This window comes from Lysinibacillus sp. FSL M8-0355, from assembly GCF_038008985.1.
Taxonomy (GTDB): Bacteria; Bacillota; Bacilli; order Bacillales_A; family Planococcaceae; genus Lysinibacillus; species Lysinibacillus fusiformis_D.
The window spans coordinates 1,847,965-1,872,567 of the sequence record NZ_JBBPAI010000001.1; the positions used below are offsets into that span (position 1 = coordinate 1,847,965).

Below are 24,603 nucleotides of genomic sequence, written 5' to 3' on the forward strand. Positions count from 1 at the left end.
AGTCTTTTGGATAAAGGAGGATAGCGCCATGTTGCAGTATATAGGAAAACGTCTCTTACAATCCGTGTTTACCCTTTTTATTATCATCACGATCGTCTTTTCATTATTACGATTAATGCCGGAGGAAGGATATTTAGGAGCGGCAGCCGATAAAATGTCACCGGCTCAGCAAGAAGTTTATTTAACAAATCTTGGCTTGCGTGATCCATTGCTTGTTCAGCTAGGAAATTTTTATAAAAATTTGTTGCAATGGGATTTAGGCAAATCGGTCACTTATCGTACGGATGTACCGGTTGTGACGATTATTGCGGATAAAATTATGTATTCTCTGCTCTTTGGTTTGGGGGCAGTAGCTTTATCGCTACTCATTGGTGTGCCGTTAGGGATTTTGATGGCCTATCGTAAGGGGCGTTGGCTAGATCGGCTAGGGACAGGCTATATCGTCTTTGTCGTTGCTGTCCCTGCAGCAGTCTACTACTTAGTCATTCAAATGTATATTACGGAACTCTTTCAATTACCGATGCTGTTTGATGCGTACAGGCCGATTACTTGGATTTTGCCACTTACCTCCATGGCGTTGGCGCCGACAGCCTCTTATGCGATGTGGATGCGACGATATATGGTAGATGAACTGAACAAGGACTATATTAAGCTAGCAAGGGCGAAGGGTGTGAAGGAGCGGACATTGATGTTCCAGCATGTACTGCGAAATGCCTTTATTCCAATGGCACAATACTTACCTGCCACCATTCTATTTACGATTACAGGCTCTATTTATATCGAATCGCTCTATTCCATTCCAGGGATGGGGGGCTTGCTCGTGGATGCCATTCAGCGTCAGGATAATACGATTGTGCAAGGCTTAGTGCTAGTGTTCTCTTCTCTTGGCATCATCGGACTTATTTTAGGGGACATTGCCATGGCACTTGTCGATCCACGCATTAAATTAGGCAAGGGAGGGGGTGTACGCTAATGGGTATGTATACAGATGAAATCAATAATATTTCGAATAAGTCCCGTCAAACATTGTTTGAATTTGTTGAAGTTGACGCAAGACAGGCAGAGGAAACTGGCTATTCCAATTACTCTTATTGGCGGTCTACATGGCAATCCTTTTTAAAAAATAGACTAGCCGTTTTTTTATTAGTGGGAGTGTTCATTATTGTCAGCTTCACCATTCTCCAGCCCTATTTACCAGCGCAAAAATCACCAACTGAAATTTACTTGGATGAACAAACAGGGATGCAGGCACGCAATATTACCCCCAATGCAGAGTTTTGGTTTGGCACGAATTCCATTGGTCAGGATTTATGGTCTCGTATTTGGGCGGGCACAAGAACATCTCTCTTTATTGGCTGTGTCGTAGCCTTGGTAGAGGCAGTAGTCGGTATTACAATCGGTACACTGTGGGGCTTTTCACGAAAATTAGAAGCACCGATAACGCAGCTTTATAATGTTGTCGATAATATCCCCACAACCATTGTGCTCATTTTAATGTCTTATATTTTACGCCCAAGTATTTCGACGATCATTATAGCTATGTGTATAACGGGATGGGTGGAAATGGCGAGATTTATTCGCAATCAAATTGTTATTTTACGTGACCGTGAATACAACCTAGCCTCAAAATGTTTAGGCACTCCTGATTATCGTATTATCCTAAAAAATTTATTACCATATTTAATTTCAGTGATTATGTTGCGTATGAGCCTCGCTATTCCCTTTGCGATAGGAGCCGAAGTATTTCTAACATATATCGGTTTAGGGCTACCAATCAGCGAGCCGTCCTTAGGAAATTTAATTAATGAAGGACGCGTACTCATGATGTCACCAGATTTACGTTATCAGCTGATTTTTCCAAGTATTGTGTTAAGTGTCATCACGATAGCATTCTATATTATTGGTAATTCTTTTGCAGATGCAGCAGATCCGAAAAACCATGTGTAAGGAGAGGAAATAAGTGACATTGAAAAAATCGCGCATATTAGTCATACAAAATTTAATCATTCAGTTTACGCTACGGGGTCGTGTCTTAACAGCTATCCGCGATATTTCACTCGACCTTTACAAGGGAGAAAGCTTAGCCATTGTTGGTGAATCAGGTTCGGGAAAATCGGTGCTGATGAAATCCATTATGGGCTTGCTAGATAAAAATGGCAGCATTCAGCAAGGACGAATCATTTACAATGCACAGGATGTAACTCAGTTTACGACAGAGCAAGAATGGTTGCGTATTCGAGGTAAGGAAATTGCGATGGTAACGCAGGACCCAATGACATCGTTGAATCCGCTCAAAACCATTGGGAAGCAAATTGAGGAATGTGTCGTCATGCATCAAGGCTTAAGAGGCAAGGAAGCCTATGAAGAAACATTAAAGTTGCTAACAGATGTAGGTATTACAGATGTGAAAAAACGCTATAAGCAATACCCACATGAATTTTCGGGAGGCATGCGCCAACGTATTGTCATCGCTATTGCGATTGCCTGTAAACCGAATATTTTAATTTGTGATGAACCAACAACCGCTTTAGATGTGACCATTCAAGCTCAGATATTACAACTATTAAAGAATCTTCAGCAGAAATATGGCTTATCGATTATCTATATTACGCATGATTTAGGCGTTGTCGCAAAGGTGGCTGATCGTATTGCCGTGATGTATGCGGGTGATGTCATTGAGGTCGGGGAAACGCATGAAATTTTCTTTAATAGTAAGCATCCTTATACGTGGGCACTCATTTCCTCCTTACCTCAGCTTGGCTCAAAGGGGGAACAATTATATTCAATTAAGGGCACGCCACCGAATCTTTTTCAGGAAATAAAGGGTGATGCCTTTGCACCACGCAATCCATATGCATTAAAAATTGACTTTGTAGAGCGTCCACCTTTTTTTCAGGTCAGTGACACCCACTATGCGCGCACATGGTTATTAGATCCACTTGCACCAAAAGTAGAGCCGCCAGCCGCTTTACAAGCATTTTTTGTAGAAGGGAGGCAGTATGCTAATGACCGATAAAGAAGTGCTAGTAGAAGTGCAAAATGTATCCGTCGTATTTGGTAAAGGGAAACATAAATTTACAGCGATTGATGATGTCAGCTTTCATATTTTTAAAGGTGAAACATTTGGCATTGTAGGTGAATCAGGATCTGGGAAAACAACGATTGGTCGGGCTATTATGCGCATTAATGAGGTGACAGAAGGACAAATTTTGTATCATGGCAAAAGTATACAGGGCAAAATTTCGAAAGAGTGGGATAGAGAAATTACGCAGAAAATCCAAATGATTTTTCAGGACCCGATGGCCTCCCTCAATGAGCGAGCAAAAGTAGATTATATTATTTCCGAAGGATTATACTCTTCAAAGAAATATAAGGATGAGGCAGACCGTCAGCAAAAGGTTCGCAATGCTTTATTAAATGTAGGCTTGCTGCCAGAGTTCTCTAGCCGCTTTCCTCATGAGTTTTCAGGAGGACAACGGCAGCGTATTGGCATTGCTCGTGCTTTAGTGATGGACCCCGAGTTTATTATTGCAGATGAGCCTATCTCTGCCCTAGATGTGTCCATCCGAGCACAAGTATTGAATTTATTAGCTAGTCTGCAACAGCGTAATCATTTAACGTATTTATTTATTGCCCATGATTTATCAATTGTCCGTTTTATTACCGATCGGACAGCGGTCATTTATAAAGGGAAAATGGTTGAGCTGGCAGACACAGAAAAGCTATTTGCCCATCCGCTGCATCCTTATACAAAGGCACTGTTATCTGCAGTACCAGAGCCGAATCCCTATAAGGAACGAGGAAAAATCGTCGAAGTGTATGATCCGTCACAGCATCGTTATGAGGAAAATCCTCCTTCATTTGTGGAAGTAGAGAAAGGTCATTTTATTTTGGCCAATGAAGAGGAACTAACGCATTATCGTACTTCACTGAAAATGGAGGGAAAAACATGATTCGTCCAAAGGCATTGAAAAAAGGTGACACTATTGGTCTTATTAGTGCTTCTGGGGCAACACCACCAGAAAAGCTGCAGCCTGCTATTGCGAGTATTGAGAAGCTAGGGCTCAAGGTGGTCGTTGGGGAGACCTGTCACGCAAGGCATGGTTATTTAGCAGGTGCTGATGATGTACGGGCGGCAGATGTCCATCGCATGTTTGGTGATCCGACTATTGACGGCATTTTTTGTATACGTGGAGGCTATGGGGCGACGAAGATTTTAGCACAATTAGATTTTGAGCTGATTCGAGCAAATCCTAAAGTATTTGCAGGCTATAGTGATGTGACTGCCTTACATATAGCCTTTCAACAGCTATGTGGCTTTGTTACGTATCATACCCCTATGCCATCCACAGAATTTATTAGACAGGAAATGGACGACTACACATGGCAATCCTTCAGGCAGCAGATTATGGACAATGACAAAACGTCGTTCTACTTAGAAAATCCCTCTAACCAGCCCATGTCAACACTTGTCAGCGGGAATGCTACAGGTCAGCTAATTGGTGGTAATTTAACCTTGATTACAGCGTCACTTGGCACACCCTATGAAATTGATACAAGAGGTAAAATTCTGTTTTTAGAAGATGTCGATGAAACGCAACAACGGGTCGATCGTATGTTGACACAATTAAAACTGGCGGGGAAGTTGGATGACGCGGCAGGTATTTTGTTAGGAGCATGGACTAATTGTGGGCCTGAAAATCTGCAAAGGCCAGAGCATAGCTTATCACTACACATGATTTTCCAAGAAATACTAGTGCCTCTAGGTAAGCCAATTATAGCCGAAATGGCATGTGGTCATTGCTTACCAACGATGTCGCTGCCTTTAGGAAGAACGATCTCAATGGATGCGGACAACCAGCGAATCCATGTGATTGAGTAGGTATTATATGGAGCAGATTATTGAAAAAATGGTTCAGGAATCCCCTTACAACGTACATCTATTTGTTCATAATCTCACAACCAATCAATTGCTTACGAGTCATCAGCTAGAGACTGCATTTTCTAGTGCCAGTGTCATAAAAGTTCCAATTCTAATAGCCTTGCTCTCATATATAGAGCATAACAAATTATCACTTGATACTACGCTGCCGATTTCACCAGACGATTGGGTGGGTTTTAGCGTGATAAGTGAGCAACGGCTTACCCAAAGCACTTTATATGACCTTCTTGTATGGATGATTATTACGAGTGATAATACAGCTACGAATGTCTTAATTGATGAAGTAGGGATGAGCTTTTTGAATGACTATTTTCGGCATATTGGGTTACAGGACACGGTGTTACAGCGAAAAATGATGGATGTAGAACGGCTAGCTCTGGGCATAGACAATCGCACGTCAGCACGGGATATGGCGCATCTTTTTACGCGTATCTATCGGCAAGAGCTACTAACAGCCCCTTACAGTCAACTGGTCATTGATATCTTAAGCCGTCAGCGTGTGCACGACTCCTTAAAGCGTTATCTTGTGGAGGATGTGAAGCTGGCACATAAAACAGGCGGGCTTGATACGGTGGATCATGATGTCGGGATTGTTTATAGTAGCACAATCGATTATAGTATCGGTGTTTTTATGACAAACGTGATGGATAATGAGCAGGCTCGCCAACTAATCGGTCGTCTATCAAAGGTTGTTTATGCGCAGTTGGTGGAGGGAAAGGAGGGACACAGTTGAAGGCTATCGTGACAGCAATGGTTGCCAATTTACAGGCCAAGCCAGATGCAGCTTCTGAATTAGTCGATGAGGTACTTTATGGGATGACAGTAGATATTGTCAAAGAGGTGAATGAAGCTTGGGTATATGTCCAAACAGCCTATCGCTATGAAGGCTATTGTCTGAAGACAGATTTACTGTTAGATGCAGCAATTGCCTCTACGTGGCAACGGGAAGCACAGCATGTCATTCGTCAAAGCTTTGCAGATGTTTTGCAGCAACCACGTATCCAAAGTACCAAACGACTCACGCTTGTAAAGGGCTCGTTCGTCAAAGTCATGTCTTTAAAGGATGTACCAGAAGAATGGTCGGCCATTCAACTCGTATCGGGACAAACAGGGTATGTTCGGACAAAATGGCTGCAGCCGAAAATTTCAGTTCAGGCATTATCGGAGGCACAGTTTCGAGAAAACGTTGTGGAAACGGCACTTAGCTATTTAACAGCACCCTATCGATGGGGTGGTAAATCGCCTTTAGGGATTGATTGCTCTGGCTTATGTTCAATGGCCTATCTGTTCAATGGCGTTTATATTTTTCGAGATGCCAAAATAGTAGAGGGCTTTCCGATTGTCAAAATAGACCAAGACCAAATGCAAAAGGGTGATTTAATCTATTTCCCTGGTCATATTGCTTTATATATGGGCGATCAGCTTTATATCCACTCATCACTAGGAGGCAATGAAGTGACCATTAATAGTCTAGATGAAAAACATCCGCTCTTTAGACAGGATTTAGCTACGACGATAGTAGCAGTAGGTACTTTTTTTCAGGAGAAGCCAAATATTTAGGCTTCTCTTTGAGTTTTTATAAGAGAAAAATCGATGGCATGTCTGTCCAATCAACAATGAGATTTAAGTCGATCCAGTTTTTTTAAGGACATCCCAATTTTGGTGATAACTAATGTACTAACATTCACAAGCAGTAACGCTACTAGCTGCCACACACCGATAAAAAAAGTAATCATACATAAATCAAAGGCTGCTTCACCTGGGGGCATGTCTGGATAGGGCTCTAATTGCCAATAATGCAACACAAAATAACAGGCTAAAGCTGTTCCTTGACCGACATAGATAAAGATCCAATGGATAGAGGATGCTATTTTGAGTCGACAACACCAAAGCGCTAAATTTAGCAAAAGGATAAGTAGCGGAAACAGCAACAGTTGAAACATACTTTCAGCTATGGTCGTGATGAAAAATAGGTTATAGCTTAGCTGAATGACTGGCAAAAGGATTAAGTTGACGGTGATAACACTGAGCAGTTGTATGCGCGTCATGATATGTCTACCCTTTCCGTATTTTTACATAAAGACGTTTTGACAAAAGAAAGGGTTTCGTCCACTATAAGAAACCCTCCATACGCTTGTTTGTTGGCTGAGTACGGAGGGTTTTGGATTAATAATGATAAATATTAAGTTGTTGGCCTGCTTCAAGGCGATCTGATCGCAGTTGATTCCATTGTTTAATTGATGTCACCTTTACATTATAGACCTCTGCAATCTTCATAAGTGAATCCCCATCAGCCACCGTAATCGTTTTCTTATCTTTCACAGGGGTGTCATATTGTTGTAGATCATATTTTGCAATTAGTGCATTTAATTTTTCACTGTATGATGAATCAGTAGCATAGGAGCCTGTTAAAAACGCCGTCGCATCTGTATAGACCTTTGTGTTGCTTTTGAAAACGCCCGCGTAAAAATCCTTGTTCCATGAAACGCCATTACGCATTAACTTTACATAATCTTGCATGGATGCCTCATAGGAAGGGTATTTGCGGAAGGCAGCCATGATTGTGGAAAGATTACCTGAACCATCATCCTCTGATGTTTCGAGTGTTACGGAATCATTTTGGTAGCTGCCTTTCATGCCAAATAAATTATAATTGGGTGCAGAACCTAGTCCACTTTGACCATGCTCACTTTCTAGAATCGCTTGGGCAATCATGACGGATGCGTATAGGTCATTATCAGCACCAAGGTCCCGAGCAGTTTCGGCGATTTCACCAATAAACTCCTCCACACTTGGGCCATTATCAATGACGACAGGCTCTTCTCTGTCAGTCGTATTCAATAACTGTGTTACCATATAAAACGAAATACAAATAACAACAATGGTAATCATAAGTCCTTTAAAAAAGTTTAGCACGTATTTCATTGTAGCTGGATGTTGGTCGTGACCACATCTCCCTCCCTTCTATTAAAAGTTTAGCTATCTCTCATTATTACAGAGAGTTTAAAAGAAATAAAGAGCAGTCTAAATAAATAGATTTCATCATTAATAGAACGCTACCAGTGCTAATTAGTTCCTCGTTATTGCTCACTTATACTTTAAAATTTTGGGACATAAATTGTTTGAATCTCTCAAAATATTGCTCGGAGGCTTCCCATTGCCTAGTGTTCAAATAAGATAGCTCTTGAAGACCATAATAATGAGGAGGCTGATAATAACGGGAAACATAGGATTGATTTTCAAGTGTATAAAAATAATACGCTTCGTCAGGCGTCTGAATTTCAATGCGAGCATGTATCCTATCACCATCCTCATCCAGATAGGCTTGACGGAAACTATAGCATTTGGAACCATCCCAGAAACCATCATGGTCTTCTTCTAATTCTTGGATTGCTGACTGCTGGAAAATTTGTCGTACATATTGTATCTCGATAGTATGCAAGTAAAGCTCTGCTACATTGATGCACGTTAAAAGCATGAGCCAGTGATCGTGAATATCCACTAAATGCGCCTGCGATGATTCTGTAATATCCCACCATTCAGCTTCTTCCTCTAGTGTTTTTCTCAAGAGGGAGACGGATTGATCCTCATTAAGCCAAATAAAATAGTGATACTGAGAAGTCTTCATATAAACACTATCATTGCGTTTGTCTCCATCAGCATTGGTATGTGCGCGCTGGATCATGAAATAAACATCCTGTTCCGTCAAATCAAAAGAAGGCTTGTCTGGTGTCATCAAAATACATGTAGTCAGTTTCAGTATGTTTTCCGCATTAATCGAATGGTGCGTGAAATAAACAGAAGATGCTATCGTCCTTTGAGGAACGCTTGTAAAATGAGTGAGTGCGGAACGTCCTTCTTTAAAAATTTGCACCAGTGAAGCGAATGAAAAGCCGACCTCATCTTCATCTTCATCCTCGTCTAAAAATACTTCATCGATTAATATGTCCTGAATACGAATGGGGAGTTCTTGAAAAATACCGTCTCCGTGCCAAATATTTACGATACACTGAAGCGACCTCTGGCCATTTACATTGATGCGATACTCGTCATCCTGAACTAATGTTGCTGCTTGAAGATTGCCGTTAACAATAGCTTCTCCATGATTGTATGAGCCACATAAAATATTCTCGACCGTCAGATTTCCATGTACATAGATTTCCTGACCACCGACCGCTATATTTTTAGCCATTAAATTGCCCATCACCATCAGCCCAATTGCACCATCTGTTTCTAAATTGTATAGGATGTCAACGGTTAAATGGCCATTGATGAAAATAAGAATGGTTTTATCTTGCTGTGGAAAAGGCATACCCCAATCCAAATTAAGAGAGGGAAGTGTCAAATCGCCCTCATAGTACGCTACTAGATCATCCTCACTAAAATCCTTGTAAAACTTTGCCCACCAAGAGTCTGCTGGAAATCTTTCAGCTAGTTGGGAAATCGCCATGAATTGATAGACATTGTGCATACGTCACGACCTCTCTATTGCTATTTTTTTTATCTTCTCACAGCGAGTAATTGGCAGTCAATTTCATAGATTGGTAGAGACAAGCACAATTTAATAGAAAATGGTATTATGAACCTTTAAAATGATTAGTTGAAAGGAAGTTTTGATTGAATACGATTTTTAGTGTTACACAAAAACAACTATACGATTTTCTACTGAATGTAGCGACGATACGACCTGTCTTTATTTGGGGAGCACCTGGCATAGGGAAATCAGCGATTGTTGAAAATTTTGCTAGCGAATTAGGCTTGCCCTGTGTTTCGTTATTGGGCAGTCAGCTAGCACCCGAGGATATCATTGGCGTTCCGCAAATTAAGGATGGCTACAGTGTTTTTTGTCCACCCAAAATGATTGCGCGCAATGAGCCTTATTGCCTTTTTTTAGATGAATTAAATGCTTGCTCACAGGAAGTACAAAAAGCTTTTTATAGTCTCATTCATGAACGCAGAATTGGAGAGTTTACGTTGCCAGAGGGCACGATTGTCATTGGCGCAGGCAATCGTGCTCAGGATAATGCGATTGTTAAACCGATGTCCTCAGCATTAATCAATCGTATGGTCCATGTTCAGCTAAGGGCATCGCACAAAGATTGGCTTGAATGGGCCTATGCACATGAAATACATCCCTATGTGATTGAGTATATTCAAATGCGTCCCGACCATTTATGGAGCGAACCGCCGAAAACAGAGGAACCATTCTCTACACCACGTTCATGGCATATGCTAAGTGATTGCTTGTATGCATACGGCAATAGCTTGCCAGAGCAAACAATCGATCTATTAGCAAGCAGCTGCCTATCTGCACATATTGCCAGTCAATTTAAAGCCTTTATCAAACAAGTGCAAAGTAAATATGATCTAGCCAAAATTATCAATGGTGAATTGCGTTGGCCAGATCGACCGGAAGAAAGAGATTTGCTTTATTTCATGGCGCAATCCTTCCGTGCGCAGTTACTGAAGGAGCTTCCAAACGAGCATACGACATTGAAGGGGAATCAACGACAATTAGCCTTTCGTGCCAAAGATTTGATCAAGGACTTAGCGTCCATTAGCTTAGAAATTGCACAGATGGTTGTGTCAGAGCAAAAGGGTGAAGCTTTACCCGCTTGGTTTATGCTGGAGGTTATTCGGGATTTACCACGTTTAGTAGCTAAAAAGGACGGTTAACATATGGCCAAAAAAAAGAAAGCATCACAGCAGGAGCAGAAAAATGAGAAAGCGATTGCGCGTGGGCATGAGATTGTCAGTACACATCCCTTGTTCGAGGCGTTATGTCATGCTGTGTACATGCAATATGAAAGTATGTCACAAAAGGATTGGGCTTACGTCACAAGCGCGGGTGTCATCTGTGTTAATCAAGATAAAAAAGGACAGCCCAACGAATGGGCCTATGTCATAGCGCATTGTTTGCTACACCTTGGCTTACATCATCATCAACCAAAAGAGCAGCAGGAACTGTGGAATATCGCCTGTGACTGCTATATTACAAAGTTTCTAGCAGAGCTAAAATTTGGTCAAGCACCTAAAGACATGAGTAATCCGCTTTTTGAAGCCTTTAGCTCGGAGGAAAAATTGTATGACAGATTTTTACGCGAAGGTGTGCCAGACGATTTGAAAGGCTATAGTACAATGCCAGGGCAAGTGGACTTTATTATTTCACAAAATAAAACAAATGTTCTTTATAGAGGCGCTAGCAATTACGCTGCGTTATTTGCAGAAGGTTTATCGAAAGCAGTGCAAAGCGCCATTCGTGTAGCAGGTGGGGTAGAAAACACATTTGGAGAAACAACGAGGGTAACACAAGCACAACGCGCAAAGGCTTGGTTTATGAGCTCATATCCCTTATTCGGTGCTTTAGCTGCGGATTTTACCATAATTGAAGACCCACTTGTTTGTACAAGAATGGATATCTCGGTTGCCGCCATCGCAGTGGAAACGAAGGAGATTTATTTGAATACGGCTGTAGGCATGACCGATGAGGAAATGCGCTTTTTAATGGCACACGAACTGCTGCATGCGGGATTAAGCCATGCTACGCGCAGACAAGGACGTGATCCCTATCTATGGAATGTTGCTTGTGATTATGTCATCAATGGCTGGCTCATCGATATGAAAATTGGCGAGATGCCAGCATTTGGCGGGCTATATGATCCAGCCTTAAAAGGGCTCTCGGCAGAATCTATTTATGATCGCATTGTTACGGATATCAGGATGTATCGCAAATTAAGAACCTTTCGAGGGCAAGGCACAGTAGATATGATTGAAACGAATCCACCAGACTTTTGGGAAGGTAAGGCAGGTGTGGATTTGGATGCTTTTTATAGAAGAGCATTGAGTCAAGGATTAAGCTATCATATGGCACAGGAGAGAGGATACTTACCACAAGGACTCATTGAGGAAATTCGTAGTCTAGCACAGCCACCTATTGCTTGGGATGTGGCCTTAGCCAAATGGTTTGATCGGATGTTTCAACCGATAGAGAAAGTGAGAACATATGCCCGTCCAAGTAGAAGGCAAGCATCGACACCTGATATAGCTAGACCAAGATGGGTTCATCAAAGCGGAGAGGAAGATGGGCGTACTTTCGCAGTCCTTATTGATACCTCAGGCTCTATGGATCGTCTCTTACTAGGAAAAGCACTCGGCACAATCGCGAGCTATAGTATTGCCAGAGATGTTCCCCTTGTACGAGTGATATTTTGTGATGCCGTTGCCTATGATGCAGGCTATCTAGCACCTGAAGAGCTATTGTCTAAAGTGAAAGTAAGAGGCAGAGGAGGCACCGTGCTACAGCCTGGTGTCCGTTTACTAGAAGAAGCGCAGGATTTTCCAAAGGATGGTCCTATCCTTATTATTACGGATGGTCAATGTGATCGTTTAACCATAAAAAGAGAGCACGCCTTCGTATTGCCACAAGGGGCCAAGCTACCGTTTGTGCCAAAAGGCGAAGTATTTAGAATGAAATAGCCAAACCTACCTGCACATGTTTGAAAGAACTGTTGTTGGTGAAATATAGAAGTGAACTTATTCTCATTTCATTCGCAAATTTAAAAGGAGATGACAGATGATTACATTTGACAATGTCTCAAAAAAATATGATAACGACCATACAGCTGTCAAAGCTCTAAATGTCGAAATTAAAAAGGGTGAATTTTTTGTCATTATCGGCCCTAGTGGATGTGGCAAAACTACTTTATTGAAGATGATTAATCGATTAATTCCATTAACAGAAGGAACGATTTGGATCAATGGTAAAAGAATCAGTGACTATAATATCCATGAGTTACGTTGGAGTATCGGTTATGTATTACAGCAGATCGCCCTGTTTCCACATATGACGATTGAAGAAAATATTGCGATTGTGCCAGAATTGAAACATTGGCATAAAACAAAAATTCAAAAGCGTGTGGAGGAACTGCTGGAGATGGTTGGGCTTGAACCAGAAAAATATCGCCAGCGTAAGCCACAGGAGTTATCAGGTGGCGAACAACAAAGAGTGGGCGTTATTCGTGCCTTAGCGGCTGACCCATCGATTATCTTAATGGATGAGCCGTTCAGTGCCTTAGACCCCATCAGTCGTACAAAACTCCAGGATGATTTACTGGAGATGCAACGTACGATAAGGAAAACCATTGTATTTGTCTCACATGATATGCAGGAGGCACTGAAGTTAGGGGATCGCCTCTGTATTATGAAAGATGGCGAAATTGTCCAAATAGGTACGCCACAAGAATTGATACAAAACCCTGCCAATGACTTTGTACAACAGTTTATTGGTAGCAAGCATCAGGTAGAGCATGCGTTTACTATCCATGCCATCATGCAACCAATCATGACAACAAGCGAGTTCCAGGATACGATACTTGTGGATGCTTCACTTGCGACAATTTTTGACAAGCTAGCCCAGCATGACTTATTAGGTGTCGAGGAGGATGGCAAGCTCATCGGTATGGTGACAAGAGCCTCTATGCTGCACTATTTAGCAAAGGATTCAAAGGAAAGAGGTCTTGCGCATGACTAATGTGATGGAGATGTTTCAAGAACGGAAGGCACAACTGCTAGCGGCATTGCTAGAACATATCCAACTATCCTTCATCGCTTTATTTTTTGCTGTTCTCATTGCCATTCCTCTAGGTATCTATTTAACCAATAAAAAGAAAATAGCTGAAAGTATCATTGGCATCAGTGCCGTTTTGCAAACGATTCCTTCTTTAGCTTTACTGGGCTTATTAATACCTCTATTTGGTATTGGGAAAGTTCCCGCCATTATTGCGTTAGTCGTCTATGCGCTATTGCCTATTTTGCGAAACACCTATACGGGCATTAATGAAGTCGATCCATCATTAAAGGAAGCGGCATTAGCCATGGGGATGAATAGACCGAAGCGTTTATTGAAAGTAGAATTACCACTGGCCATGCCTGTCATGATGGCAGGTATTCGAACAGCGATGGTGTTAATTGTGGGGACCGCCACATTAGCTGCTTTAATTGGAGCTGGGGGATTAGGAGACATCATTTTACTTGGAATTGACCGTAATAATACAGCCCTCATTTTAATAGGAGCTATACCGGCAGCCATGTTAGCATTGATTTTTGATGTGTTGCTCAAAAAATTAGAATCCCTGTCCTTTAAAAAAACATTGACTACATTGAGTCTCGTTAGTTTGACGGCATTCATCATTATTTTCTTCCCGCTATTTAGTAATAAACCACAAGATGAAATCGTGATAGCAGGAAAGCTAGGCTCTGAACCTGAGATACTCATCAATATGTATAAATTATTGATTGAACAGGAAACGGACTTAACTGTGCAACTAAAGCCAGGGCTTGGTAAAACCTCGTTTGTATTCAATGCGTTAAAATCGGGGAGTATTGATATTTACCCTGAATTTACGGGCACAGCTATTACGGAATTTTTAAAAGAGGAAGCGATCAATCATAACCAAGCCGATGTCTACCATCAGGCAAAAGATGGCATGCTGGCGCAATTTGATATGGTCATGCTAAGCCCCATGAACTATAACAATACGTATGCATTGGCCGTATCACAGGATTTGGCGGAGACGTATCAATTGCAAAAAATTTCTGATCTGCAAGCGATAGAGCAGAAGGTGAAGGCAGGCTTTACATTAGAATTTAATGACCGTGAAGATGGCTATGTTGGCATTCAAAAACGTTATGGGATTGTGTTTCCAACACTTGCAACGATGGAGCCAAAGCTTCGCTATCAGGCGATACAATCGGGCGATATCAATTTACTGGATGCCTATTCAACGGATAGTGAAATTCGTCAATACAAGCTACATGTATTGGAGGACGATCAAGCATTGTTTCCACCCTATCAAGGAGCACCATTACTAAGAAAAGAAACGCTAACAAACTATCCAGAGATTGAAAAGGCATTAAATCAACTAGCAAACCACATTACAGACGATGAAATGCGAGAAATGAATTATCAAGTAAATGTGGAAGGAAAGCTCGCAGCAGACGTAGCAAAAGCATTTTTAGTAGAGACAGGATTATTAAAATAAAAGCCAGGCCCTCTAGCATTAGAGGGTTTTATTTTTAACGATAATTATTGATAGGGATAAAAAAGGAAGGAAAGGGGATGCTGATTTTTGGCTTGACGATGCTTGCGATTCTTTTGGTAGGAACAATGAAGGTATCAGAACAATTAGTAGCCAAGGGGAGTATGGCGGCTTCTATTCATTTTAAAGGGTTGGAAATGCTGTTGTCCGATTAGGTAGGCAAGGATATGCATTATGCAAAAAAGATGTCATGACCCTTTTATTTACTGCTACAATATACATAGCTATTGTCTTATTGATTGTTGTCTAATTTACAAAAGGTATCCTATTTTCGTTAGCTAATAGTAAAAAAATAGCAAGAATTAGATACTGTGTGATCGTGTTGAGCTTGATAGCTAATGCATTCCATACCTATTTCCCCTATCTGATGATGCAACAGCTTAGGAAGTGAGAACATGACCATAATGATTCGCTTAGATCGTATGCTAGCGGATCGTAAAATGCAGCTAGGTGATGGTCAATCTCTCTAATTTAAAAAACGGGTAAGGTAAGGCGATTCGTAAAGCGCAATCTATTGGAGTATGTTGAGGAAGAAGATGACAGATAGAAGTGAACTAGAAAGGATTTTCAAGAATGATGGTTTTTAGTTTTTTATTGATCGCCATTGTAGCAGAGGTTTTTGCAAGCTCCATGCTAAAGCGCACAGAAGGTTTCACGCGCATTTGGCCATCTGTTGGTGTGGTGGTTGGCTACGCAGCGGCATTTTATTGTTTAGCCTTGACATTACAGGTTATCCCTATCGGCACAGCCTATGCCATATGGGCAGGTTTAGGGACAGCGTTAACGGCTATTGTCGGGGTTGTCCTTTATAAGGAACAATTTAATCGCAAGAAGGTCATAGGGATACTATGTATTATTTTGGGTGTCGTAGTACTCAATCTTGCAGGTGGACATTAGGAGGCGAACAGCATGAAGGGCTATTTATTTTTAACATTATCGATTATAAGTGAGGTTTTTGCGACAACTATGCTCAAGCTTTCTGAAGGCTTCACCGTGCTGGGTCCCTCTTTAGCGGTGGCACTTGGCTATGGTATTTCATTTTATAGCTTATCCTTATGCCTAAAAACATTGCCATTAAGCCTAGCCTACGCTATTTGGTCAGGTGTTGGGACAGCTTTAACCGTTCTCGTAGGTATGATTATTTGGCACGACATGTTTAATCTCTACTCGGCACTTGGCATAGCCCTCATAATCGGCGGCGTGATTTTGTTAAATCAAGGGGATAAACGTGACAAGGTGATGGATAGTTTGCAGGAGTAGGTGGATAGAGTTATCAAAGTACTGGATAGCAGGAAAAGAAGGATAGAGTTGCAAAAAAGGTGGATAGAACAGTGAAAGCGGTGGATAGAAATGCAAAAGTAATGGATAGAACAGCAAAAGAGGTGGATAGAAATGCAAAAGTAATGGATAGAACAGCGAAAGAGGTGGATAGAAATGCAAAAGCAACGGATAGAACAACAAAAGCAACGGATAGAACAGTAAAAGCAGAGGATAGAACAGTAAAAGCAGAGGATAACATGCTGTATAGAAGTACGATAGCGTTGGATTAGTTCAAAGGGGGAAAGTAGGATGTTGAAAGCGATTGTTTTTGATTTTGATGGTACGATTATTGATACAGAAACGGCGTGGTATACCGTTTTCAAGGAGGCCTATGCTCATTATGGTGTTGCGTTATCCTTAGAAATGTATGCAAAATGCCTTGGTACAAATCTTCAAGCCTTTAATCCTTATACATATCTTGTTACACATCATCACATCAAATTAGATGTGGAGGCATTTCGAGCATCTATTCAACAAAGTCATGCACAATTAATGGAAAAGGAAACGCTCAGACCGGGTATATTAACACTGCTGCAGCAAGCAAAGGAAGCGAGTTTACAAATTGGTCTTGCTAGTAGCTCGAGTCGTCAATGGATTGATCAGTATGTTGATAAGCTTGGCATTCAAGATTTTTTTGATTGCTATTGTACCGCGGACACCGTGACAAATGTTAAGCCTGATCCAGAGCTATACTTGCAGGCGCTTAAACAATTAGGTGTAAAGGGCAAGGAAGCGATAGCGATTGAGGATTCACCGAATGGCGCACAAGCAGCTGTGGCGGCGGGCCTTTATACAGTGGTTATCCCAAATGCTATTACGAAGCAATTACCATTCGGCACAGGGCATCATACAATGGATACATTAGAACCGAATAATGTACAAGAACTGCTGACATGTTTCTCTCAATGATCTCATGAAGAAAGCCTCTCCATTCTATGGTAGAGGTTTTTTTAGTTTCTGTGTGAAAAAGTCGTCATATTTTTTGTCGCTACATATTATAACGAGAGGGCAACTTACATGGACCAACAGACATATTCAAACTAGAGAGGGGGCTACAATTTGAACAGTGAGAAGAAAAGAAATCACTTTTTATGCGAAGCTTTAAGTGATTTGAAGGATCTTCAGGATATTATGATGAATTTTCATTCTAAATATTTCGGTCAGCTACTTGTCAAAATAGTCGGTAGTGATACGATTCCATTTTTTTTAATTACACATAGTGGCGCTCATTTAAGGTTAATGGATACAGTGAAACAATTTGAAACGGAGTATTTCCGTATCGAGGCGATTGATAAAGAGCGTTGCCGTGGCACAGTGTCGTTGTTGCGCGCTTTTGATTATGAAGGAAATGATACTAATTCGATTGCTGACGTGGTGAGGTTAGAAAAAACAAGTACGCACAAATCGATTGAACTTAGTGGGATATCGGCGATTCAGCTCTTAAAGCCAGACATGTTGAAGGGGAAATTTATCATTGAGCCTAAATGGTAGCGCCATATTAAACTACTAAAGCTAGAGCATCTGTCTATATGTGAGGGATACAAAGTGAATGTAATAGAGAGAGAATCTAATGAAAGGAAGTTTAACTATGACGATTATTGGTATGCTGCATCATCGACTTGATCCAACTACAGTTCTCAAGTCATATGCCTATGCAGCAGTTGCGAAAGCAGAAGGGGCACAGTTTTTTTACTTCACCCCTAAAAGTGTTGACTTTGCCAAACGCTCCATTCAAGCAAAGATCTATGAGAATGGCGAGTGGCAGGAAAAAACGATGCCCTTTCCTGATGTGATCTATAATGCGGGGAGCCCAGAGAAATTATCTGTTTCTAAAGATATTATCGATCGTTTAAAAGAAGAGATTCCATTTACGACCCATTCGATAGGGAATAAATGGAATGTCATGAAGCGATTGAAGGAAGCAAAGGAATTTGAACAGTATTTGATTCCATCGGAAATTGTAAAGGATGTCGATTTATTTCACAAGTTCATTAATTATTATAAACGGGTTGTCTTCAAGCCGATTGATGGACGTAAGGGGAAGGGCATTTATTTTATTACGAAGGCGGGAACTAAGCATTTCGAGGTTCGAAAGGATAGCACCAATACGGTTTATTCAAAGCCTCAATTAGATGCATTGATAAAGGAGCAGCTTGCGTCTGGTACGTTTATTATGCAGCCCTATATTCAATCGGTCACAAAGTCGGGTCAGGTTTATGATTTCCGTTTGCATGTTCAGAAAAATGGAGAAGGCAAATGGGTAGTGACGACAGTGTACCCACGAATTGCACCAAATGGTTCCATCATACCGAATATTAATAATGGGGGCTATACGAATTATTTAGATCCATTTTTAGAACAGGAATTTAAGGAAGAGGCTTATAATATTCGGCGAATGCTGGAGCATTTCTCCTTAGCGCTAGCTCATCACCTGGATGAAATTCAAATGGTGAAGTTTGGGGAAGTGATTGATGAAATTGGGATTGATGTTGGCCTAGATCAGCAGCAAAAAATTTGGATGTATGAGGTCAATTGGCGACCAGGCTGTCCTCCTGCCTTTTACTTGGAGCTAGATGTGGTCATTCATTCCATCCGCTATGCGATGTATCTTGCGAAAAATCAAAAACCTCTAAAAAAGAAAATTGTCCAACAAAAAAGTAAGCAACAGGCTGACAAGAAAAACTTGCCGATTATTGCCATTACGGGAAGTGCAGGCAAAACAACAACAAAGGCATTTGTCGGCTCGATTTTATCGAAAAAGTGGAATGTTTTTGAGTCGAAGGATTATTGGAATACGACTGAGCATACGAAAAAGCATAAGGAAGAAATCAATGATACACATCAGGCTGTCGTATTAGAGTATGGTATGGCCTACCCAGGTATTATTACCAACCACTGTAGTATAATTCAGCCGAATATTAGTATTGTAACGAATATTGGCTTAGCGCATGTGGGGAACTTTGATGGGGATGTAAGAGGCGTTGCCAAGGCGAAATCCGAATTGATTCATGGTATGGATCAGCAGGGCTTACTCATTGTCAATCAAGATGATGACAATTCCAGATACTTAGAGACAGAGCAATTTAAAGGGAAAATCTTGACGGTGGGTATTAAAAAAGAAGCCGATTATCGTGCCTATGATTTGCAGTATAAGGATATTGGCATGTCCTTTAAAATGAAGCTACATGGGGAAGAAATCGAAATGTATATTCCAATTTTAGGGGAACATCATGTTTACAATGCGCTCAATGCAGTGGCAGTGGCAGATCTTTTAGGGTTCACGCCCTTTGAAATTCAGGCGGGGCTCAACTTTAAAAAACCACCAAGACGTTTAACGATCTATAACTTGCGTGATGATATTACGGTCATTGATGATACGGTTCACTCTCATCCACAAGGGGTTCGAGCTGCGATTGATGTACTAACGAATATCGCGAAGGAACGGAAAGTAGCGATTATTGGACAAATGCGAGAGCTCGGCGTCTTGAGGGAGGAAGAATATAAAAAGGTTGGGGAGTACATTTACGAGGTAGGCATTGATGAATTCATTACCTATGGCTTTAGGACGGAAGAAATGAGCAATGCCGCCATTGCGAAGGGCATGGACCCATCCAAGGTACATCATTTTATCAATAAAGACGAATTGCATGTCCTACTAGAAACATTGGTAGAGCCTCATGATACCATTCTTGTAAAAGGTGCTAGTAAAACGAATATGTTTGAAACTGTGAAATTTTTAGACGAAACGTTTAAGGAAGAATGAAGTATGCTCTGATGTAATTGCGGCTGACGCTTCGCTTCCGTGCAGATACAATAATGCGTCCAACTTCATATTGAATAATGAACAGACCTGCATCGTGCAGGTCTCTCTTTCATGATATCTGTCAAATCAAGATAAAAAAGCCCGAGTAACTGTCCACTGGCAAGCGGCAATTATTCGGGATATTTTTTTCAAACTCTCAAAATAAATTTAATTTCTTTTGCTGCATTTGTTGCATGATTTCTAGCTTCCCTCAATGTTGACCCTTCTGCAATTACATAAGCATAACGATGTCCCATCGATAAAGGTGGCATTAGCAGTGTCCCTTTTCTCGGTTTGACATACACTTCTACGACACCTGTTGATCTTGTCGCTCTTGCCTTGCCAATCACCTTCTCTAAAATGCCTTTACTTTCCACAATAACATATTTTGTATAAACAAATTTTTTATGTCTTGGCTCGAGATTAGGCTGTTCACCAAGTAATAGTTTCAATGTTTCTTCCACTAAACTAAATCCTAGTGCTGCCTGTAGCATATTGTTCATGGCACCACCAGAAATCCGTGGATTGATTTCGATAAGCTTCCATCCATTTTGCGTTAATCGAAGCTCTAAATGGAGTGCTCCATTTTCGATATCAAAGGCCTTCACAATGGAATGGAGTACCTCTTCGATTCCTGATTGGATGTCTTGCGGAGCTTTCACTAAAACACCGTAGCCTGTAATAATAAATCGTTTTCCTTGCGTAATTTCCTGTTCAATAATGCCAATGACATGTGGTTGTTGTTGGTACACAACCGCTTCTACTAAATATTGTGGACCATCCAAATATTCTTCAATCATGATGGATTCGTAGGGATTTTTACTGCGTAATGCTTTGAGGTGATGATTAAGTTGCTCTGCATCTGTTGCTAATAATACATCTTTTGAACCTGTTGATTTTGGTGATTTTACGATTAATGGGAAGGTCAAATTTTTAGCAATAGGTTCCTGGGGCTTCAGAAGCGAAAACTTTGGTGAGTATGGTTGGTCTTTTAAAAAATTTCTTGTTTTCTCTTTATCCTCCATCATTTCAATAGCAGTGGAGGATGCATAGTTATGACAAAATTCATCACATAGCATAGAAGCAACATGGACAAATGGATCAACAAAACTAACGATACTTTTAATCTCTAATCCGGTTTTCCCTAGTTTATCAATTTCCTCTTTCATTCTCTCTATATTCAAAGTATCAATGAGTATCATTTTGTGGATGTCGGGGTAGGCACGTCGCTGCTGAAGTTGTTTTTCATTATTTGTGAAAAGTACTGTGAAGTAGCCTAGTTTTTCTGCTGCTCTTGTTGCTTCACGACTAGACCCGGATTTGTTTGTACCGATAAATACAATGGCTTTCAGGTATATCACTCCTTCTATTGGTACTTAGATACTTAATCACCTTTATATATATGCAGTGAAATAGTTTTCTTCTAGTTATGTATCTTGTCTACATCCAAGCAACTTTTAAGAGGTTACATATACTAGAAAAGAAAGGAGGGAGAAAAGATATGAAGCCTCTTTCGGTGAAAAATTTAGCAATGATTACGGCAGGCTATCTAGTGCAAGGGTCAGAGGATGTACTGATTCAGCATGGGGCTTATCGATTAAAACAAGTGAAAAAGTCCAATACGGCACTATTTACAAGTAAACGTATTGTGAATTGGAAAAGTCTTGAGCCGCTTTCTCCTCTAGTGCTAGTGACCGATAGAGCTTATCGGCCAAATGACATTCCAAACCAAGTCATTATGATACAGGTAGCGAATGCAGAAGAGGCCTATTGGAAATTTGTTCATTTTTATCGCAATCAGTTTCATATTCCGATTGTAGCGATTACAGGTACTTCAGGTAAAACAACGACAAAAGAGATGATTAAACATCTTCTTTCTGCTGATCGGAAAGTGACAGCAACGACATTAAGCAGTAATTCTAGAACCGCTTCATTGCAATATTTATTGGGCATTGAGGAAGAAACAGAGGCAGCCGTCTTTGAAACAGCAGTTGGCTCGCCAGGAGATGTCACGAATGCGGGAAAATATTTTAAACCGACCATAGGGATTATTACTAATATCGGAGCTCACCACTTAAACTATTGCAAAACATTAGAAGGCTATATACAAGCAAAGGGAGAAATGCTAGATATCATTCACCCCAAAGGTACATTAATTATTAATGCGGAAGATAGCAATACGCAGAAGCTAGATATTTCTAGATTCCGTGGTCGTTTGCTTAAAGTAGGGAAGCATGAGTCCTGTGATTTTCGAGCAAGTCATATCCACTACTATCAAAAAGGGATGAAATTCGTTCTTCAGCACAATAAAAAAAACTATGACATTCTTGTGCCAGGATTTGGAGAACACCAGGTCTATAATGCGCTTGCTGCCATCGCAGCCGTCTATGACATGGGAATGCCCATTCCAGTCGCAGCCAAACTACTCCAATCATTCCGTCAATTGAAAAAACAATTACAACTTTTTGAGGGCATCAATCATTCCATGCTATTGGATGATACCTGGAGTATTACAACCACTTCCTTGGAGGCAGCCTTAAAAGTGTTGAATGAGCTAGGAGATGGCAAGAAAAAGATTGCTGTCATTGGTACGATTACCGACTTAGGTTCATGGGGTTATATTATTCACGAGCAAGCGGGGGAATTAATAAAACGCATTGGCGTGGATGTCTTGATTACCATAGGGGAGCATGCAAGGATTATGGCTGATCATGCAGTCAAGTTAGGATTTAGCGAGTCTGTCTATACATTTAAAAATAGTACACTCGTCTATCCGTTATTGCAGAAGATTGTCGATGACAATACGATTGTGCTCATAAAGGGAGATATGTATAGCAAACAGATTTCTAAACTAGCAGCGGAGCTAAAGCTGAAACCTACCCCACCTGCTGATTAGTCAGCTTCTTTCTATATAGGATATTGACTGTGCCACATAGAAGAACATTCTAATAAGGTATAGTAATTGATCAGAATATAACACGCTGAATCAAGAGAAGGAGTAAGTCATATACAAGATTGATAAAGAGAGGAGGCGCAGTACACTTGCAACCCATTAGTGTGCAAAAACTTAGAACCGTTCTACAAGGAAAGCTCATTCATGGATCAGAACAATGGTCTGTGCAGCAGGCCATTTACTATAATCGGCATGACCTAACAAAAAGTCATTCCCTCATGTTTGTTAGTCGAAACGATAAAATCAACTGGCAAGAGGTTGATCGGAAGGGACCGTCTTTAATCATCTCCGATAAACCGTCTACAGAATTGAAAAGCGCTTTAGCTAATACAACCGTTTTACAAGTGAAAAGTGTTGCACAGGCCTACTGGACATTTATCGAGTATTATCGTGGTCTTTTTCAAATTCCTGTTGTGGCTTTAACAGGAACTTGTGGTAAAACAACGACAAAAGAGATGCTAAAACATATCGCTAGTAAGCATTGGCAAGTGCAGGCATCCGTTAGCAGTAAAAACGAGCCAAGGCAATCATTGCCTTATTTAACGGGGATTGAAGAAAAAACACAAGCCGCTATCTTTGAATTAGGTTTAGGCAACACAGGGAATATTAAACATCAGTGTATGATCTATCAACCGACTATTGGTATTATTACAAATATTGGTGTGCATCATTTAGATGGCTGTCTCAACCTAGAAGGCTATATAAAGGCCAAGGCAGAAATTGTGGAAGGCATTAAGGAAGATGGTACGTTAATTATTAATGCCGATGATACCAACATCAAAAAAATTTCGCTGAAAAAGTTTAAGGGGAAAATTATTAAGTTTGGTTTACATGAGACGGCAGATTTTAAAGCGTCGAATGTAGAGTTTGCCAATACGGGCATGAAGTTTACTTTAGAAGTAGATGCTATCACGTACAATGTATTTGTCCCTGGCTATGGTGAGCATCAAGTCTATAATGCATTAGCCGCGATTGCAGCTTGTCGTGAAATGGGGCTGACAATTCGTCAGGCTATAGCTGGGTTACGAACGTTTAAACAGATGGCAAGACATTTAGAATTTACGACAGGGCTTGGTGACAGTACGATTATTGATGATACGTGGACAAATAACCCGACATCTGTAGAGGCAGCTCTAAAAGTGCTAGATACGGTAGGAAAAGAGAAGAAAGTCATTCTCGTTCTAGGGGATATTAAACGATTAGGTAATTTTGAAGAAAAATACCATCGCGAAATTGGCTCCATGGTAGCAGAAAGAAAGATTGATACATTAATTACCATCGGCAAAAGGGCGGAAAAGATTGCCGATCAAGCTCAAAAAGATGGAACCAGCGCAGAGGTTCATACGTTTAAAGAGGTAACAGGCGTTTTAGAATTATTGAAACCAAAGCTCGATGCAGACACAATTGTCCTAATAAAAGGACCGATGTCGAGTAGATCAATGATTGAATTTGCCAATACGCTTAAAAACTCATCCTAGCAAAAAAGGGT

General features: G+C 40.8%; 24 protein-coding genes. 20 read left to right on the plus strand and 4 right to left on the minus strand.

Features of this window, described 5'->3' with window-relative positions:
- Positions 1–28: 28 nt before the first annotated feature.
- From MKY46_RS08790 to MKY46_RS08820, 7 genes are read left to right on the plus strand one after another with little or no spacing between them, the layout of a single operon-like run.
- Positions 29–973 (plus strand): ABC transporter permease, encoded by a 945-nt coding sequence (locus MKY46_RS08790; RefSeq protein ID WP_340833962.1) that lies wholly within the window; start codon positions 29–31, stop codon positions 971–973.
- On the plus strand, positions 973–1,947 hold the full coding sequence (locus MKY46_RS08795; RefSeq protein WP_340833963.1) for an ABC transporter permease: 975 nt from the start codon (positions 973–975) through the stop codon (positions 1,945–1,947). The genes MKY46_RS08790 and MKY46_RS08795 overlap by 1 nt, the downstream gene beginning before the upstream one ends.
- Positions 1,948–1,960: 13 nt before the next feature.
- Positions 1,961–3,016, plus strand: a complete 1,056-nt coding sequence (locus tag MKY46_RS08800; RefSeq protein ID WP_080717001.1) for an ABC transporter ATP-binding protein — start codon at positions 1,961–1,963, stop codon at positions 3,014–3,016.
- Positions 3,006–3,953 (plus strand): ATP-binding cassette domain-containing protein, encoded by a 948-nt coding sequence (locus tag MKY46_RS08805; protein WP_340810868.1) that lies wholly within the window; start codon positions 3,006–3,008, stop codon positions 3,951–3,953. The genes MKY46_RS08800 and MKY46_RS08805 overlap by 11 nt, the downstream gene beginning before the upstream one ends.
- Positions 3,950–4,882, plus strand: a complete 933-nt coding sequence (locus tag MKY46_RS08810; RefSeq protein ID WP_340810869.1) for a S66 peptidase family protein — start codon at positions 3,950–3,952, stop codon at positions 4,880–4,882. The genes MKY46_RS08805 and MKY46_RS08810 overlap by 4 nt, the downstream gene beginning before the upstream one ends.
- Before the next feature lie 7 nt (positions 4,883–4,889).
- A complete protein-coding gene (locus MKY46_RS08815) occupies positions 4,890–5,675 on the plus strand; it encodes a serine hydrolase (RefSeq protein WP_340833964.1) in 786 nt (261 codons plus the stop codon).
- A complete protein-coding gene (locus MKY46_RS08820) occupies positions 5,672–6,502 on the plus strand; it encodes an NlpC/P60 family protein (RefSeq protein WP_141903069.1) in 831 nt (276 codons plus the stop codon). Before MKY46_RS08815 ends, MKY46_RS08820 begins: the two co-directional genes overlap by 4 nt.
- Positions 6,503–6,552: 50 nt before the next feature.
- On the opposite strand, the gene MKY46_RS08825 is transcribed toward MKY46_RS08820, so the two are convergent.
- From MKY46_RS08825 to MKY46_RS08835, 3 genes are all read right to left on the minus strand, one after another.
- A complete protein-coding gene (locus MKY46_RS08825; RefSeq protein ID WP_340833965.1) occupies positions 6,553–6,990 on the minus strand; it encodes a hypothetical protein in 438 nt (145 codons plus the stop codon).
- A 118-nt stretch (positions 6,991–7,108) separates the two neighbouring features.
- A complete protein-coding gene (locus tag MKY46_RS08830; protein ID WP_230593731.1) occupies positions 7,109–7,834 on the minus strand; it encodes a glucosaminidase domain-containing protein in 726 nt (241 codons plus the stop codon).
- Between the two features lie 199 nt (positions 7,835–8,033).
- Positions 8,034–9,413, minus strand: coding sequence for a hypothetical protein (locus tag MKY46_RS08835; protein WP_340833966.1), 1,380 nt, complete (start codon positions 9,411–9,413; stop codon positions 8,034–8,036).
- A gap of 146 nt (positions 9,414–9,559) precedes the next feature.
- Between MKY46_RS08835 and MKY46_RS08840 the strand changes: the two genes are divergently transcribed.
- The 11 genes from MKY46_RS08840 to MKY46_RS08890 all read left to right on the plus strand — a co-directional run bounded on the left by MKY46_RS08840 (position 9,560) and on the right by MKY46_RS08890 (position 20,122).
- Positions 9,560–10,618: an AAA family ATPase gene (locus tag MKY46_RS08840; RefSeq protein WP_036116864.1), complete on the plus strand. Its 1,059-nt coding sequence runs from the start codon at positions 9,560–9,562 to the stop codon at positions 10,616–10,618.
- Positions 10,619–10,621: 3 nt separating this feature from the next.
- A complete protein-coding gene (locus MKY46_RS08845; RefSeq protein ID WP_340833967.1) occupies positions 10,622–12,418 on the plus strand; it encodes a vWA domain-containing protein in 1,797 nt (598 codons plus the stop codon).
- 97 nt (positions 12,419–12,515) lie between these two features.
- Positions 12,516–13,472, plus strand: a complete 957-nt coding sequence (locus MKY46_RS08850) for an ABC transporter ATP-binding protein (RefSeq protein WP_036116868.1) — start codon at positions 12,516–12,518, stop codon at positions 13,470–13,472.
- Entirely contained in the window at positions 13,465–14,982 is a 1,518-nt protein-coding gene (opuFB, locus tag MKY46_RS08855; RefSeq protein ID WP_058844943.1) for an osmoprotectant update ABC transporter permease/substrate-binding subunit OpuFB, read from the plus strand. The genes MKY46_RS08850 and opuFB overlap by 8 nt, the downstream gene beginning before the upstream one ends.
- 77 nt (positions 14,983–15,059) lie before the next feature.
- Entirely contained in the window at positions 15,060–15,194 is a 135-nt protein-coding gene (locus tag MKY46_RS08860; RefSeq protein ID WP_340810873.1) for a hypothetical protein, read from the plus strand.
- Positions 15,195–15,612: 418 nt separating this feature from the next.
- Positions 15,613–15,936 carry a DMT family transporter gene (locus tag MKY46_RS08865; RefSeq protein ID WP_058844942.1) on the plus strand — a complete coding sequence of 108 codons (324 nt, stop codon included), beginning with the start codon at positions 15,613–15,615 and terminating at the stop codon, positions 15,934–15,936.
- Between the two features lie 12 nt (positions 15,937–15,948).
- Positions 15,949–16,299 (plus strand): DMT family transporter, encoded by a 351-nt coding sequence (locus MKY46_RS08870; protein ID WP_036116874.1) that lies wholly within the window; start codon positions 15,949–15,951, stop codon positions 16,297–16,299.
- Positions 16,300–16,370: 71 nt separating this feature from the next.
- Complete coding sequence (locus MKY46_RS08875; protein WP_340833968.1) at positions 16,371–16,589, plus strand: hypothetical protein; 219 nt, start codon at positions 16,371–16,373, stop codon at positions 16,587–16,589.
- Between the two features lie 19 nt (positions 16,590–16,608).
- The gene (locus MKY46_RS08880) at positions 16,609–17,268 is read left to right on the plus strand and encodes an HAD family hydrolase (RefSeq protein ID WP_089932467.1); all 660 of its coding nucleotides are present in this window, start codon (positions 16,609–16,611) and stop codon (positions 17,266–17,268) included.
- Positions 17,269–17,418: 150 nt separating this feature from the next.
- Positions 17,419–17,850, plus strand: coding sequence for a hypothetical protein (locus MKY46_RS08885; protein ID WP_036116879.1), 432 nt, complete (start codon positions 17,419–17,421; stop codon positions 17,848–17,850).
- A 97-nt stretch (positions 17,851–17,947) separates the two neighbouring features.
- Positions 17,948–20,122, plus strand: a complete 2,175-nt coding sequence (locus tag MKY46_RS08890) for a YheC/YheD family protein (protein ID WP_170829810.1) — start codon at positions 17,948–17,950, stop codon at positions 20,120–20,122.
- A 188-nt stretch (positions 20,123–20,310) separates the two neighbouring features.
- Here the strand turns inward: MKY46_RS08890 and MKY46_RS08895 are convergent, their stop codons facing one another.
- Entirely contained in the window at positions 20,311–21,522 is a 1,212-nt protein-coding gene (locus MKY46_RS08895; protein ID WP_036116881.1) for an ATP-grasp domain-containing protein, read from the minus strand.
- Positions 21,523–21,662: 140 nt separating this feature from the next.
- Here MKY46_RS08895 and MKY46_RS08900 point away from each other — a divergent pair, with 140 nt between their 5' ends.
- Together MKY46_RS08900 and MKY46_RS08905 are read left to right on the plus strand one after the other, a co-directional pair.
- On the plus strand, positions 21,663–23,057 hold the full coding sequence (locus MKY46_RS08900; protein WP_036116883.1) for a Mur ligase family protein: 1,395 nt from the start codon (positions 21,663–21,665) through the stop codon (positions 23,055–23,057).
- A gap of 146 nt (positions 23,058–23,203) precedes the next feature.
- Entirely contained in the window at positions 23,204–24,592 is a 1,389-nt protein-coding gene (locus MKY46_RS08905; protein WP_036116886.1) for a Mur ligase family protein, read from the plus strand.
- Positions 24,593–24,603 lie beyond the last annotated feature (11 nt).